The sequence below is a fragment of the Pandoraea horticolens genome, from assembly GCF_902459555.1.
Lineage (GTDB): Bacteria > Pseudomonadota > Gammaproteobacteria > Burkholderiales > Burkholderiaceae > Pandoraea > Pandoraea horticolens.
The window spans coordinates 78056-94738 of record NZ_CABPSM010000007.1 but is presented as its reverse complement, the minus strand read 5'-3'; the positions used below and the strand labels follow the sequence as shown (position 1 = coordinate 94738).

Genomic DNA, 16683 nt, shown 5'->3' with positions numbered 1-16683 from the left:
GCGCGCCGGGAAGACCGGGCCCGCAGTGTCTTTGTTGTGCTATCCGGAGTCGACTTTACTGGGCGATTTTTTATTTATCAATATTGATTTTTAAAGTCAATATGCCTGTGGCATCATGTCTCGCAAATTCGACCGAATCATGAGCAGCCGCCCGCAGTGAGAGGGCGACGGGAACATCGAGGCAGACCATGACGCAGCAAAACGACCTGATGACGCGCGAGGAAGTGTTGGGCGTGCTCGACATCAAGCCCGCCACGCTTTACGCCTATGTGAGCCGGGGATTGATCCGGGCGAGGCCGCATGAGGACGGGCGCAAGAGTCTCTACTTGCGACGTGACGTGGAGCGTCTGGCGACCCGCAAGCGCGGGCGCGCGCCCACCGGCGCCGTGGCGGAATCGACCATGCGTTTCGGCGACCCTGTGCTGCATTCGGCCATCACGCAGATCACGCCGCATGGTCCGCGATACCGCAACCGGCTGGCGATCGATCTGGCGGGGGGCGGTGCGTCGTTCGAATCGGTCGTGCATCTGCTGATGACGGGAATCTGGCAGGACAGCATTGCCGAGTGGCCGATGCAGGACACGCCGTCCGACGTGCTGCGATTCCTGTCGACCTACAACGGCGAAGTCGCGAGCGCGGACATTGGCAATCTGCTGGGCATGGTGCCATTTGCGCTGGCGATGCACGGTCGGGGGCCGCGCGAATTGGCCGATGGTACAGCGGTACAGGCCGCGCGGATGATGCTGCACTGCATGGCCGGTTGCGTCGGCTTTCTCGGGCCGCAGCGTCGGTTCGTGGCGCGCGTCGAAGGGGACAACGTCGCGGGACATATCCTGCGCGCAGCGGGCGGCGCGCTGACGCCCGCAAGGCTTCGCGCGACGAACGCCGCCCTCGTGCTATTGGCCGATAACGAGCTGGCCCCGGCCACGTTCTCGGCACGGATCGCCGCATCGACCCATGCGGACCTGTTCAGTTGCGTGGCCGCCGCCATCGGCTCGCATATCGGCTTCTCCACGGGCACGAGCACGGAAAAGATCGAGACGTTGTTGCTTTGCGAGCCGTTCAATGCGCTCGATACGCGCGTGGATCGTGTGCGCGAGTACGGCGCGAGCCTGTTCGGCTTCAACCATCCGCTGTATCCGGGCGGCGACGCGCGCGCCGATCTGATGATGCAGATGGCGCGCACGCTCATGGACGAGACGGGCAAAGGGGCGATGAACGCGACGGCGCGCGAGAACACGCGTTTGACGCTCGATTTCCTTGAGCGCATGCGCAGCGAACTGAATGCGCATCCCGGCTTGGCGCCGGGGCTCGTCACGCTGGCCCGTGCGCTGGGATTGCCCGACGGGGCATCCACCGCGCTTTGGATCGTGGGCCGCTCGGCCGGCTGGGTCGCCCACGTCATGGAGCAGCGCACGCAGGCGTTCATGTTGCGCCCGCGCGCGAAGTACGGATTGGGTGGCCCAGTGACATCCGAATCGTTCGAGACTTTCGAGACGCCGGTTTCGCGATAGCGCCGCAAGCTCCCGACAGACCCCGTCAGGTGTCAGACGTCGTTGCGCCAGAAAAAACGCCGCTTGTAACAAAAAATTCATCTTGGACTGCTAGGCTGCACGAAGACTCCAATTCCGCACGTCCCCGAGAGTGCTCACACTTGCCCGGGCGAGCCGTGTGCCAAGTAGCGCGGACATGCTCAGAAAAATAGCGAAAAGCACGCCGCGGCCGATATTGTTACTGTGCATCGCGATGATCTGCTCCTGCGCTTGCTCTGCCCGTGTCTGGGCGACAGACGTCGCTCCCGGCGCCGTAACCCCTGCCGAGGCCGGAGCCCAGCCGCTGTTGTCCTTCGACATTGCGGCGCAACCGCTGCAGTCTGCGCTTGAGGCGTACGGCGCCCTCACCGATGTCTCTCTGCTCTACGACAGTTCCTTCACCGCAGGGCGCATCTCCGCGCCCGTGAAAGGCGAGATGTCCCCTCGCGCAGCGCTCCAGATACTGCTCGAAGGCAGTGGGTTGACGTCCCGTTATACCGGTGCCAAGACCGTGGCGCTCGTGCCTGCGCAACAGAATTCGTCCAGCTCTGTTGATCGCGCGCTCGTCGATGCCGCGTCTGCCCGTCGCTACTTCGGATTGATACAGACGCGCGTGCACGACGCCTTCTGTGCGCAGCCGGTGCTTGCACAGGGCGCGCGCCGTATCGCGTTGCGTTTGTGGATCAATGCCGCCGGCGAGATCGGCCCGGTGACGTTGCTCGGTTCCAGTGGCGACCGCACTGTCGACGCGCTGGTGCTCAGCACGTTGCAGGGCGCGCGAGTCGGCGAAGCGGCACCGGCGGCGCTGGCGCAGCCATTTACCTTTGTGGTGTTGCCCCGGGCGTCCGGTCGCAGTTGGGCATGCGAGACGGCGAACGACGCGACGACCGGAGGGGCACATGGCCGATAGCCCACGCGCCAAGCTACGGGAACTGCTCGTGCAACGCTACGGGCAACTCAAGACCCTGCTCTCGCGCAAGCTCGGTTCGCCCGATCTGGCGGGCGACGCGTTGCAGGACACGTGGCTACGGCTGGAAAACACCGAGAACATCGAGCCGGTGCGCAATCCGGGTGCCTATCTGTACCGGATGGCCTATCACGCCGCCATCGACAAGCAGCGCGCGGAGGACCGCCGGTTGAGTGTCGGCGAGATCGAGACGATGCTCGATCTGGTGAGTCCGGAGCCGGGGCCCGCACAGATCGCAGAAGCGAACTCCGATCTCAATGAACTCGCGCGTGTGCTGGAGCAAATGCCCCAGCGCCGTCGTGACATTCTGCTCGCGGTGCGACTCGACGGCCTTGCGCAGCGCGAGGTGGCCGAGCGCTTCGGGATCTCGTTGCGGCTTGTCGAACTGGAACTCAAGCGGGCGCAGGAGTTTTGTGCCGACCAAATGGAACGATAGCAAACGACCGTCCGTTTGCCACGTCATCGTGACGATTGTGCGAAGCGGGCAAAAATAATTTCAAAAATACTTGCGGAAACCGCTCGCGGGAAACGTCTTGTGAATATGACGCCCCCAAATCTGGGCAGAATCCCGCCGGCAACTCAGAGAACGCCTGGCGGCGCCGCAAGCAGAGGATCGACAGACACACCCGACATGAAGGCTGCACCCGATAGCTCGACCCGATCCGCCACGACGCAGACCCTGCGGCGCGACGCCCATGCATGGGTGCGACGTCTCACGTCCGGCGAGGCCACTGTGGCAGACGCGCAGGCGCTCAAGCAATGGTGCGACGCGAGCCCGGCACACGCCGCGGCGTTCGCCGAGGCACGTGATCTATGGCGTGACCTTGGCCCTGCCGGCGAGATGGCGCGCGCACGCGCGAGCGCCGAGGTGCGCCGCCCCGCACGCGCGGGACGCCGCATGTTCCTCGGCGGTGCGCTGGCGTCGGCCGCTGGCATAGGCGCGGTCGTTGTGGCCCCTACGGGGTTCTGGGGCGCGATGGCGTCGATGGCGAGCGCCGACTATCGCACCTCCACTGGCGAACAACGTCAGATTGCGCTGGCGGGTAACGTCAAGGTCGATCTCAATACCCGCACCAGCATTGCACTGACGAACAAGGACGGCGCGGCCGATGCGCGACGCGGCGTGAATCTGCTCGATGGCGAGATTGCCGTCGACAACTCGCGCAGCCCGGCGTCGTTCGTCGTGACGGCAGGCGATGGTCGCGCCATCGGGACTCAGGCGAACTTTGAAGTGCGCCACCTCGAGACACGTGTGTGCGTGACCTGTGTTTCCGGCGGCGTGCGCGTCGAGGTGGGGGGCAGCAGCGTGCAATTGGCCGCACGCCAGCAGGTGGTCTACGAAGGGCAGCAGTTGGGGCGCGCCGCGTCCGTCGATACGGCGGCAACGTCGGCATGGCGCTCGGGCGTGCTCGTGTTTCGTGACACGCCGCTCGCCGATGTGATTGGCGAAATCAATCGCTATCGCTCGGGGCGAGTGATGGTGTTCGACAGTCGTCTCGCACAAAGCCGGTTGAGCGGACGATTCCGTATCGACCGGATCGGCGAGATCTTCGCGCAGATTCAGGCCGTGTTGGGCGCGAGTGTGACACAGCTACCTGGCGGCATCGTGGTCGTGGGATAACGGAAATCGTCGGGCAGGTGTGAGGGGCGGATTCGGAGAACTTCGGAGAGCGAGAAATTTTCGAGAGCGTCTTTGCGGGTTTGAGGAGTGAGCGTCGTCATCAAAGGGAAGGCCGCTTGCATCGATGAGATGGCGGCGGCCGCTAACCGATTGCCACTGCAGATTCGACATGCAACCGAACCCTTTCGTCTCGCTCGCTTCCCCCGATTCCAACGACTCGCCCAATCAGTCGCAACGCCGCCGGTTGGGGCGTGTCATCCGCAGCCTGCACCGTAAGCCGCTTGTGCAGGCTGCGGCGTTGACGCTGCTGGCATCGTCGGCAGCGCATGCGCAACAGGCGTTCAGCAACGCATGGTTTGCCGCACGCGGCGCCGCACAGGCAACGGCCTCGCAAACGGGACGCCTGCCGAACGGCATGCCGGTCACATCGCTGATGGACCCCTCGGCGCAACAGCAACAGGCGAATGCGCAGTTGCAGCGCTCGATTGCGAATCTGAGTTCGGCCGCACAGAACATCGCGGCGATGCAGGCCGCACAAGCCACTGCGCGCGCGGCAGCGGCGAGCAGCGATACAACGATCCCCGACGGCCTGACCGAAGGTGGTTTGAAGGTCGACACCAATAGCCTGACCAAGGGCTGGATCAACGCTCAAACGCCAACGCAGACGAGCGCCAACGGCAAGACCAACGTCAACATCCAGCAAACGGCCAATAAGGCAATCCTGAACTGGGAGACGTTCAACGTCGGGCGCAACACGTCGGTGAATTTCGCGCAGCAAAGCGACTGGGCGGTGCTGAATCGTGTGAACGATCCGCAGGTGCGTCCGAGCCAGATTCAGGGGCAGATTCACGGCGACGGCACCGTGCTGCTCCTGAACCGTAACGGTGTGATCTTCGGCGGCACGAGTCAGGTCGATACGCGCAATCTGGTGGTGGCGGCGGCTCGCATGAGCGACGCGCAGTTTCAGACGAGCGGAATCTACGGCGCGAACGGCACGACGCCGACGTTCACCGATGCGCTGGGCAAGGTCGAAGTGCAGGCGGGGGCGAATATCACGACGCGCACGCCGACGTCGGTGACGCAGGGCGGCGGCTATGTGCTGCTGCTGGGCAATCAGGTGAGCAACGCGGGGACAATTGTCACGCCGCAAGGGCAGGTGGCGTTGGCCGCAGGCGACAGCTTCGTGATACGCAAGGGCGTCGGCACGGACGCGAACACGCCGTCGACCACCCGCGGCAACGAAGTTTCGCCGCAGTTCGTGGCGCAGAGCACGGCGGGCAAGGTGGTGAACAGCGGCTTGCTGATGTCGCCGGAAGGCGACATCACGCTAGCGGGCCGTGACGTGCAGCAACTGGGCACGGCGGTGTCGAGCACGACGGTGAACACACGAGGCACGATTCACCTGCTGAACTCGGCAAGCGACGCGCTGGGCAAGGTGACGTTGGGCAGTGGCGCGCTGACGTCGGTGCTCATCAGCGATAACGGAGCGACGGCGCTCGACAGCCAACGCGCCGCGTTGATGCAGGATTCCGCAAAACAGGACGTGCTGCGCGCCGGCATGTCGTCCGGATTGTTCGACAACTTGTCGAGACTCTCGGATCGTCGCGATCAATCGCGCGTCGAAATCGTGAGCGGCGGCAATGTTGAATTTCAGGGCAATTCGCTCACGCTCGCCACCGGTGGCCAACTGGCGGTGAGCGCCACCGGCCGCAGTTTCGTGGCAAACGGGGCACAACTCGATGTTTCGGGCGCGGTCGGCGTCTCGCTGTCGATGGACAGCAACAACGTCAAGATCAACGTGCAAGGCAACGAGCAGCGCGACGCCCCGGGCAACCGCGACAACACCGCCCTGAACAATGCGAACGTCTACATCGACCGCCGGCGTCTGATCTACGTTCCGGCGTCCGTAGGGGGCTACGCGAACGAGCGTTGGTACACCTCCGGCGGTTTGCTGGAAGTCGGCGGCTATCTGGCCAATCAGACGCACGGCATCGGCGAGTGGGCCGCGCAGGGCGGAACAGTGACCATTGGCGGCAACGAGGTGGTGACGCAGAAGGGCGCGTTCATCAACCTGTCGGGCGGCTCGCTCAACGTGCAGACGGGCTATCTGAATCAGACGTGGCTCAAGGGCGCAGACGGTCAGCTCTACAACGTCAATACCGCGCCGTCGAACGTGCTCTACACCGGTGTCTACAGCGGCTTCGAGGTGGAACACCGGCGTTGGGGCAAGAACCTGACCGAGTCGTACGCCAGCCCGCTCATCGCGCCCACGCGCGTGCTGCAAAACGGCTACACGGTCGGGCGCGACGCGGGCCGTCTGTCGATCTCCGCACCGACGGCCGTGCTCGAGGGCGACGTGATCGCCAACGTCTACACCGGCCCGGTGCAGACGCAGGCTCGTCCGTCCGGACTCACCGACGGTTACGCACTCGGCCAGTTCGCCGTTGCGCGTGCCGCTTCGCTGACGCTCGGCCAGTACACGGGGGTGGGACGCACGAATGCGTTCGCGACGGACGTCGTGATCGGCGCAGTCGACGACATCACGTCGCAAATGAAAGCGAGCGATGCGCTCGACACGACACGCGCCAACACGCTTTGGCTCGATGCGGCGCGTCTGAATGCCACCGGGTACGGCGAGCTGGACCTTGTGACGTCAGGCGATATCAACGTGCGCAGCGACCTGCGGCTGGATAACGGCGGCCGCCTGAATCTGGTGTCGCCGGGGGTCGAGGTGAGCGGCAATATCATCGTGCCGAGCGGCACGGTCAATATCTCCAACACCTATCTGCGCGCGGGCGAGCAATACCCCGTGGCGCTGTTCCAGCCCAACGGCACGGTTGGACTGACGTTGTCGCCGGGCGCGCGAATCGACGTGCGCGGCCTCTGGGTGAACGGCGCCACCGATCCCGATTCGCTCTCCAAGGTTGCCTTCCTGAACGGCGGCAACGTCACGTTCGATTCCACCAGCGATCTGACGATCGGCGACGGCAGTGTGATCGACGTGTCGTCTGGCGGCGCAGTCCTCGCCAACGGCAAGACCCGGGGCGGCACCGGCGGCAACGTCACGCTGATCGCTGGCGACTCGGCGAGCAATGTGAACGTCAGCGTTGGCACGATGACGATGAACGGCACGATCCTCGCGTATGGCGTAAACGGCGGCGGCAAACTCACGATCTCGACGCCGGACGCCATCATGATCGGTGCGAACGCGGCACTGGCCGGTGGCGAACTGGCGGCAGGCACCTCGGCGAACGTCGCGGTGAAACTCGCCGAGCCTTACACCGTGCCTGCGGGCACGCCGCTGCCGTTCTCCTCGATCGATGCACACACCAAGCTGATCATGGACGTGCCGTTCCCGGTGCCGATTCAGCTCGATGTGGCGCCGAGCACGCCCACCGCAGCCGATTGGGTCGTACCCGCTGGCGTCGGAATACTCGCTTACAACACGGACGCCAATTCCGGATACATCCGATACTACCCGGGCGACACGCTGCCGAAGGGCAAGCTGATCTTCAATATGTTTGCCGCGGACGGCAGCCCCGGCATGCCCGCTGGCACCGTTATTCCGTCGAAGGTGTTCCCCGCCGGCTTCTCGATCCTGCCATACCGTATCGTGTACACGGCTGGCACGGTCAGCAACGTGGACGTGACCTACCCCGTAGGGGTGGTCATCCCGGCCGGCACGACGCTCGCGCGCAACGTCGCCGTCGCACCGGTGCCGACGTTTGACGCGGGCACATCGGGCAGCAATACGCCGTTCTTCAGCGCGGGGTTCTCAAGCTACGACATCAACGGCGGGCAGGGCGTGCGCGTAGACAACAGCGTGAAGCTCGCGCCGGTCATGCCGGTGTACCACTTCACGGCAAACAGCGCGAGCGCCCCCACCGGCAGCGATCCGTCGAAAGTCATGGAGGTGGCGCTGCCGCAACTCTTTGCGGAAAACGCACAGACCGCTGCGCTCACACAGCGCGCCGGGGCCAGTCTCGCATTGCGTTCGATCACCAAGGACTATCAGGGCAACAAGGCCGGCGGTGAGGTGAGCATCGGGCAGGGCGCATCGGTCGTTGTCGACCCAGGCCAGAACATCACGCTCGATTCGTTCGGGCAGATCACGGTCGATGGCGCGCTGATCGCCCGTGGCGGCAAGATCACACTGAATGCACAAGCCGATGGCGCACTGCCCAGCGCCCGCAATTTCGACGCCGTCGGCAACAACCTTGGCATGGCGATCTGGTTGGGGCCGACGGCCGTGCTCGATGTCTCCGGCTTTGGCTACACGGCGGTCGACGCCTCCGGGCGCATCTACGGCACCGTGTCGGACGCCGGCAGCATCGCGCTGAACGGCAGCGTATCGTTCGTGATCGTTCGTCCGGGCGCGGAGTTGAACGCCGATGGCGCGGCGGTGAAGGTGAGTACGGCGACGGTGCCGGGGCAGCCGTCGAACGCCACGGGCAGCATGGCGCTGGCCTCCAACGGCGGGGCGATCGCGCTGAACTCGATGAGCGGTCTGGTGTTTGACGGCAACGCGCATGCCAAGGCAGGTGGCGCAGGTACCTCGGGCGGCGATTTGTCGCTGTCGCTGACAACAGCGCAATATCAGGATCAGAACAATCTGATTCCAATGTCAGTGCTAGTCCCTGGGAAGTTCGTGGTCACACAGCACAGCGGCGTTCCGGCCGCGCTCACCGGACCTTCCGCTGCGGCCTCGTTGCCGTTCGGTCAGGCGGCGGTGAGCGTCGATCAGATCAAGGGCGGCGGCTTCAGTTCGGTGTCGCTGCTGTCGACCGACTTTCTGATCTTCAATGGCGATGTGTCGCTCTCGCTCGACAAGAGCCTCAAGCTCATGGCGAACGCCATCACGTCGAACCCGCCCCAGGCGGGCGTGCCTGTGCCCACGAGCAACACCGTGCGGCTGGCTGCGCCCTACGTGAGCTTCAGCGCGACACCGGCCGTCTATCGCGACGGCATTCGGACCGGGGCGATCGGCAACGTGCAGCCATCCAAGACACCGACCATGGCGACATTCGAGGTCGACGCGAACCTCATCGACATTCAGGGACCAGTCAGTTTCTCTTCCAACACCTCTTTCTGGGACACGAATCTGAACCAGTGGGTCCAGACGCCCGCAGCGGGCTTCAAGACGACACGCTTCGTGAGTCAGGGCGATATTCGTTTTCTTCCGACAACGGAGTTGGCAGCCGGAACGTCGCTGGTCTCGCCGTGGGATCTGGATTTCGAAGGGGCACAGATCTATCCGACGACGGGGGCCAAGGCGAACATCGTCGCGGGGGCAACCAACCCGGACTACAACGCCACCCTGACACTGGGCCGCACGACGGCCGACGTGCCGGCCATGCCGATGTCCGCGTTCGGCACGCTGCTGATGTTGGCGCCGAACATCAAACAAGGCGGCGTAGTGCGTGCGCCCTTGGGTACGTTGATCTTGGGACAAGTCGATAACGTACCGGGTTCGGGGGGCACCACCCGGAACATCGAGTTGTTGCCCGGCAGCGTGACATCGGTATCCACCGACGGCCTCACCATGCCTTACGGCGGCACCTTCGATGGCGTGACGTACACCTACAACGGCGCGAGCATCTCGCCGTTGCAAGCGGGCGGCTTCACGCCGAGTGGCTGGGGCATCAGTTCCGGTATCCGGCTCAAGGGACAGTCGATCGCAGTGGACGGCGGCGCGGTGGTCGATCTTTCGGGCGGCGGCTCGCTTACCGGCGCGGGATTCGTGTCGGGGCGAGGCGGTTCGGTCAACGTGCTGAATACGCCGCTGGTCAATGCAAACCCGACCATGAAACTCAGCAAGGCGAGCGACAAGGTCTACGCCATCGTGCCGGGCTACGCGTCGGCCTATGCGCCGGTAGCGCCGGAGAACGGTGCGGGCGATCCGGTCGTGGGGCAGCGCGTCACCATCGGCAACGGTGTGCCGGGCCTGCCTGCCGGCACCTACACGTTGCTGCCGTCGAACTACGCACTGCAGCCTGGGGCCTATCGCGTCGAGATCGGCGGTACGGGCCAGAACCTGCCGGCCACCGCGACGGCGGCGGGCAACGGCACCTATCTGACGACGGGGTATCTGCGTATCGCCAACACGTCGGTAGTCAACCAACTGCCGTCGACCCTGTTGGTCACGCCGGGTACGGCCGTGCGCAAATATTCCCAGTTCAACGAACAGAGCTACAGCGACTTCCTCACGAGTCAGGCGGCGCAGTTCGGTAACCTTGCGCCGATGCTGCCGCGCGACGGTCGCGCGCTCGACATCATGTTCGTCACGCCCAATCAGGCGCTGACGACGCCGGCTTTCACGTTCGACGGCAAGGCGCTGTTCCGTGCAGCGCAGGGCGGTGTCGCGGGACAGGTCGCGGTGGAGAACGTCAGCGAAATCACTACGGGAACCCCCACGCCGGGATTCACGGGGGTGTCGGTTGCGGCAAACGACCTGAGCGCGATCAACGCGCCGCGCCTGAGCATCAACGGCTACGCGGCCCCGGTGTTCGGGCAGCAATACTCCGTCTACAACAGCGGCGTCAACGATCTCTACTTGCGCGGTGGCATCACCCTGTCCGCCGGTGAGATCTATCTGATCGGCACGAACATCACGCTGGGCAATAACGTGACGCTGACGACCGTCGGCAAGGGGGCGGCGCCGTTCGACACTGCGACGACGGGGCTGCCCTACGTCGCAGGGAATAACACGGTGCTCGCCCTGTCGAACGGCAATATCGAATTCGGCGGCGCACAATCGAGCAACGGCGCAATCACGATAGGTGCGGGTTCGGGGCTCTTCTCGGAAGGCACGCTGGTCTTCTCGACCAATGGCTCGTCGACACTCGATTCGACGGCACGGTTCGGCGCGCGCAATATCACGCTCGCGGTGGGCTCGCTCAATGTGGGCAATGCGTCGCAGGTTGCTGGCGCGGGCAATCCGGCGGGCATGCTGTTCAATCAGGCCATGCTCTCGACGCTGATGCATGGCGATGCGTCGAGCGGCGCACCCGCCCTCGAGAAGATCACGCTGGGCGCTGCTGGGGCGATCAACGTGCTCGGCAGCAGCGGTCTCGATACGCGCGGTTCGGGCGTAGATGTCGTTCTGAAGTCCCCGGCGATCTACGGCTATGGCGCGACAGGCGATCACGCAACGATTGCTGCCGACCGGCTGACGTGGAACGGCGTGGCGGGGGCATCGGCACCGGCGATATTGACGGGTGGCCCGGGCAGCGGCGCGTTGAGCCTGGTGGCGAAGGAAATCGATCTCGGCCAGTTCGTGCCGGTGGATACGACCAGCGTCACGCGCACCATCTACGGCTTCAACGACGTCGATCTGACGGCCAGCGACCGCATCGTGTCGGCCGGCAACAGCAGGCTCTTCGTGTTTCAGGCGCTGAGCACGCAAAGCGGCGCGGTCTTCGGCCAGAGCGGCACGGGCGGTAACCTCACGCTGGCGACGCCGCTGCTTACCGGTACGCAGAAATCGATCATCGGCTATACGGCGGGCGGCGCACTCAATGTCGTGGCCCCGGCGGGAGCGACGCCAAGCAAGGCAACGTCGACGGTTGCCGGTGCAGAGATCGATCTGACGGGCGATAACGTGCGTATTGGCAGCACCGTTCTGCTGCCTAGCGGCAAGCTCGCCGTGGACGCCACGCACGACATCGTGCTCGCTGACGGCAGCCGCATCGATCTGAGCGGGCAGACCTCGCAGATTCAGGCACACACCGTCTATGGCTTCGGCGGCACGGCGACGTTCTCGAGCGCGCAGGGTGGCGTAACGCAGTCGCCCGGCTCGATCGTCGATGTATCTGCGCAGAACAGCAATGCGGGGGCGATTACGATCGACGCTCGTACCGGCACGGTAACTCTGAACGGCCTGTTGCGCGGTAGCGCGAACCCGGGGTTTATCAGTGCCGGCTTTGGGGCAGTGGCGGGCACATTCGCCGACTTTGCCGGACTGAACGCGCTGCTCACGCAGGGGGGCTTCTTCGATTCGCGCAGCTTCATGCAGAAGCAGGGCGATCTGGTCGTCGGCGACGGTGTGAAGGCGCATAACGTCGGCATCTCGGTCGACAGTGGCAGTCTGACGGTCAACGGCACGATAGACGCTTCCGGCACGTCGCCGGGCACCATCCGTTTGTCGGCGGGCAACGGGCTTACGCTCAGTGGCGGTGCGGTACTCGACGCGCACGGCGCGAAGCTTCAGGTCGACAGCTACGGCGTGCCCATCGAATCGAAGAATCGCGGTCATATCGAACTGACGGCGTCGGGCGGCACGATGACGCTCTCGCCGGGCGCCGTGTTCGATCTCGGCACACCGAGCGGCGGGCGCTACGGCGAGATCATCCTCAACGCGATGCGAACGGGGGAAACGTCGGGCGACATCGCCATCAACGCACCGGGGCCGCTGACGATACGCAGTGCCAACAGCGTCGCGCTCAACGGCTTCTGGACGTATCACCTGGCGGCGGGCAGCACGATTTCGCAGGCGACGCTTGACGGTTACGACACCGCCAGCACTGCGTTCATGAACGCCGCTGCCGGCAACGGTGCGCTGGCGGCCCGTACGGCCGGTCTCTCGGCCTATGGCAGCGCCTACCACCTGCGCCCGGGCGTGCAGATCGCTTCCGTTGGCGATCTGTCGACGATTGGCGACATCGATCTGTCGAAGTACCGCTACGGCGCAGGGGCGGACCGCGATCCGAATTCGGCAACGTATGGCGCGGGCGAACCGATGGCGCTGGTCTTGCGCGCGGGCGGCAATCTGACGATCGGGGGCAGTATTTCGGACGGGTTCAAGTCGTCCGCTGGCACGCCAGCGGTCTACACTCCGATCGACATCTCGACGGATCCTAATGCGCAGTTGTGGTCGCCTGGGGACACCGGTCTGAATAATCCCAGCTACGTTTATACCAGCGCAGTGACACTGATGAGTGACTGGACCGTGCCGGACGACCAGTTCTATCAGGGCATGGTCTCGGCGTATGGCGTTCCATTTGTCGATATCGCTGGCCGTGCCTATGGGCCGGGTAACACGATCCCGGCGGGCACCACACTCAATCCCGGGCCTTCTTTAGGGGGGAGCGGCTATCTCATCTTCGATGTCGCAACTTTGCCTCCTCTGGGAGCCGTGGTCACGCCCGGCGTTGCTGGGGCGGCCCCCACGTCGCCGATGGCGCCAATGCTCGCGCCGGGTTCGTCCTCCGCTTCGATTCGCCTTGTCGGTGGCGCAGACGTTACCTCTGCCGACCAGCGTGGGTTGCAGACGGCACGTGCGCTCGCGGGACAGGGGAATGCCACGCTGAGCGATGCGGCGTACAACAACTCGCTGAGCGCCAAGTCCTTCAGCGTGTTGCGTACCGGGACGGGCAATCTCGAGATTCTTGCCGGCGGCAACTTCAGCGAAGCCACGCCGTATGGCGTCTATACGGCGGGCACGAATTCCGCGCCGATACTCGCGGTGGACGGTACCAATCCGTATAACCTGCCGGCAGCCGGTTCGGGCGGCGGTGTCCAGGTCTGGTATCCGGAGCATGGTGGCGACGTGCTGATATCGGCGCAGCAGGATGTGACCGGCAATATCCAGATGGCCGACAACTCGCAGCGCTTCGTCGACAGCAATCTCACGTCGAATTGGCTGTGGCGCCAGGGCGGGGCGGGGCTCACGACGGACCCGACCGCGTGGGGGATCAACTTCGGCTCGATGGCCGTGCTCGATTCCACCAATATCGCTCCGGGAATCATCGGTTTCCAGGGCATCGGCACGCTCGGTGGCGGCAATTTGACGCTGGTGGCCGGACGCAACGCTGGCGTGATGACGTCTGACAACAATGCGCAGTCGACGGGTCTAGACCTCGCTGTCGCCTCAACAGGCCGTGTGCTGTTCGACGGCAGCCTGGTGCAGACGGGCGGCGGCGATCTGAGCGTGAAGGTCGGCGGGATGCTGAACGGGCGTCCGTCCGTGGGGCAGTCGGACCGTCCTGGCGATTACTTCGGTTCGGTGACGAGCCTGCGCGGTGACGCCACGATCGACGCGGGCTCGATCGGTGCGACGGCGGCATATGGCAACGGCGGCTATTGGAAGTCCTACGATCCGCGCACACAGGCGCTTACGACGATCAAGGGTGTGACGCAGACGCGCGGACCGGTGCTGATCCCCGGCGACGGTACGGTCAGCGTCAGCGCGCGGGGTGACCTCGTGCTGGGCGGCGTCGGCGACGCGGGGATGACGGCGTCGCAGAACGTTGACGGCACCTTCTACACGACTGCCACGGGCTCCCTGACCAAGGGCGGCAACACGCAGTTCACGCTCTTCCGTCCGGCCACCGGCATTCGTCTGTTCTCGGCCGGTGGCGACGTCATGCCCATCGACGGGGGATACGCGGGCAACAGCAACGCGAACGGCGGCAGCTTCTTCCCGGGCAGCCTGAGCGTGACGGCCGCCAACGGCGACATCCGGTTCAATACGGCGATGACGCCGGACGATCCGCGAACCAACCTCGAGTTGATCGCTTCGCCGGTGGGGCAACTCGAAATGTTTGCAGCGGGCACGATCTACGGGCAGGGCGCGACGGTCTCGATGTCCGGCGCCGACATGGCGAGCCTGGCCACGCCGCAGCATCCCTTCTTCCATACGATCAAGGGGCCAAACCTCAGCAGCGCGTCGTCGGACGCGGCGATTCGTCAGACTGCGGCCAATCCGCTTGCGTATGGCGAAGACACCCTAACGTCGCCGCTGCACGGGCAGGATAGCGTGCCTGCCCGCATCTATGCCGGCGTGGATATCGACGATCTGAGTATCGGCAAGACGCTTGTCAGCCTGAACGACCCTGTGGCGCAGTTTGTTCCGACGCACGGCGTCTGGTACGTCGCGGCGAAGCCTTTCGAGGTCATGGCCGGGCGCGACATCGTCGGTGTCGGCACGTTACCGGACACGTTTGCGAACGTTTCAGGCAGCGATATCACGCTCATGCAGGCCGGGCGCGACATCATCTATCAGTCGGCGAACATTGTCGGACCGGGCCTGTTGGAAATGCAGGCAGGACGCAATCTGTATCAGGGCTATGTCGGCATGCTCACGAGTGTGGGCGACGTGATGCGCCCGTCGAACACCACCGGTGGCGCAGACATTTCGGTGCTCGCCGGCGTGGGCGCTAACGGCCCCGATTACACGCGCTTCGCCAGGTTGTACTTCGATCCGGCCAACCAGTTGGCCGGCGGGAGTGCGCTGGCCGGCAGTGGCAAGGTTGCGCATGCTTATGGCGACGAACTGACGGCATGGCTCAAGGGTCGCTTCGGCTACACAGGGACGTCGGCCGATGCACTCGGGTACTTCCTCGCGTTGCCGCAGGTGCAGCAGGGCGTGTTCGTGCGTGAGGTGTACTTCAAGGAGTTGCTGCTCGGCGGACGCGAGTACAACGACACGAGCAGCCCGCGTTATGGCAGCTATCTGCGCGGTCGAAACGCCATCGCCACGCTGTTCCCGGCAAACGACGTGCAGGGGAATCCGCAAAACTACGACGGCGCGATCACCATGTTCAGCAGCGTGACGGGTACGAATACGGTGAACGGTGTGACGACGCCTGTCACGACCGATGCCGGTGTGCGCACCAACTTCGGCGGCAACATCCAGATGCTGAACCCGGGCGGCAGAACGCTGGTGGGTGTCGAAGGGGTGACGCCCGGCGCGACCGCGGGTGTCGTTACGCAAGGCGAAGGCGACATTCAGCTCTACAGCCGGGACAGCATCCTGCTCGGTCTGTCGCGGGTGATGACGACCTTTGGCGGCGGCATTCAGGCGTGGTCGGCCGAAGGGGACATCAACGCGGGTCGCGGCTCGAAGACGACGGTGCTCTATACCCCGCCCAAGCGCGTGTACGACAACATGGGCGACGTGGTGCTCTCGCCGTCGGTGCCGTCCAGCGGTGCCGGTATCGCCACGCTGGCGCCGCTGCCGGAGGTGCCGGGCGGCGACATCGACCTGGTCGCGCCGCTGGGCACCATCGACGCGGGCGAAGCCGGGATTCGTGTGTCGGGCAACGTCAACTTCGCAGCGCTGGCGATCGTCAACGCCGCCAACGTTCAGGTGCAGGGCAAGTCGACGGGGTTGCCGGTGATTGCGGCGGTCAATGTCGGCGCGCTGACCAATGCGAGCGCCACGGCCGCACAGGCAGCTACCGCCGCACAGGACGCCATGGCGCGTGACCGGGCGGCGCAGCGTCAGAGCGCGCCGTCGATCTTCTCGATCCGGATGCTGGGCGGCGGCTCGGATGCGCCCGCTCCGAACGCCGACCAGAAGGGCGCATCGCTCGCGCCGCAGGCGAGGGCGAGCTACGACCCGTCGAGCGCATTCCAACTGGTTGGGAATGGAGAGTTGACCGAAGCACAGAAGATGCAGCTCACGCGGGAGGAAAAGGCACATCTGTGACGGCAGGCGGCGCGTTACAAAAAATAATCTGCGGATTTGCCCTTCGATATCCGTCATGTCATTGAGGCTTGCACGAAATGACAGACAGAAGCGTTCATGGGTATCGGGGGGCACACAATGTTCGCGCGTGGAC

5 protein-coding genes are annotated in these 16683 nt (G+C 64.7%); all 5 read left to right on the top strand.

Going from position 1 to position 16683, the window contains the following annotated elements:
• Window positions 1-188 precede the first annotated feature (188 nt).
• A complete protein-coding gene (locus PHO31112_RS13360; RefSeq protein WP_246178146.1) occupies window positions 189-1514 on the top strand; it encodes a citrate synthase in 1326 nt (441 codons plus the stop codon).
• Between the two features lie 325 nt (window positions 1515-1839).
• Window positions 1840-2442 carry a secretin and TonB N-terminal domain-containing protein gene (locus PHO31112_RS13355; protein ID WP_150620951.1) on the top strand — a complete coding sequence of 201 codons (603 nt, stop codon included), beginning with the start codon at window positions 1840-1842 and terminating at the stop codon, window positions 2440-2442.
• A complete protein-coding gene (locus PHO31112_RS13350) occupies window positions 2432-2935 on the top strand; it encodes an RNA polymerase sigma factor (protein WP_150620950.1) in 504 nt (167 codons plus the stop codon). Before PHO31112_RS13355 ends, PHO31112_RS13350 begins: the two co-directional genes overlap by 11 nt.
• A gap of 195 nt (window positions 2936-3130) precedes the next feature.
• A complete protein-coding gene (locus tag PHO31112_RS13345) occupies window positions 3131-4120 on the top strand; it encodes a FecR family protein (protein ID WP_174995706.1) in 990 nt (329 codons plus the stop codon).
• A 169-nt stretch (window positions 4121-4289) separates the two neighbouring features.
• Complete coding sequence (locus PHO31112_RS13340) at window positions 4290-16550, top strand: filamentous haemagglutinin family protein (protein ID WP_174995705.1); 12261 nt, start codon at window positions 4290-4292, stop codon at window positions 16548-16550.
• Window positions 16551-16683: the final 133 nt, after the last annotated feature.